Origin of the sequence: Mediterraneibacter sp. 210702-DFI.3.120 (assembly GCF_020561005.1) — a bacterium.
Taxonomy (GTDB): domain Bacteria; phylum Bacillota; class Clostridia; order Lachnospirales; family Lachnospiraceae; genus Mediterraneibacter; species Mediterraneibacter faecis.
The window spans coordinates 1-309 of sequence record NZ_JAJCNG010000099.1 but is presented as its reverse complement, the minus strand read 5'-3'; the positions used below and the strand labels follow the sequence as shown (position 1 = coordinate 309).

The window sequence follows — 309 nt, the reverse complement described above, 5'->3', positions numbered from 1 at the left end:
AGTATGTAAAAGATGTTGCAGAGGGAGCTGACATCGACATCATCATCCACCTGTATCCGGCAACAAGCAAAGCTTTCTACCCGGTAGAGACACTGATCAAAATGTGCAAAGAGATCGATCATGTAAAATGTATCAAGATGGGAACACGAGTTACATCTATCTACGAGCATGACGTACGTCTTCTTCGTCAGGAGTGCCCGGACATCTCTCTTATCACATGTCATGACGAGACACTGTGCGTAAGCTGGTTCCCGGGAATGGACGGAGCTCTGATTGGATTCGCAGGATGCGTACCGGAGATCATCTGCC

Annotated in this window: 1 pseudogene; it reads left to right on the top strand. The window is 47.9% G+C overall.

Annotation, left to right across the window (positions count from 1 at the left end):
* Window positions 1–309: pseudogene (locus LI162_RS16120) on the top strand (dihydrodipicolinate synthase family protein); the annotation flags it as partial.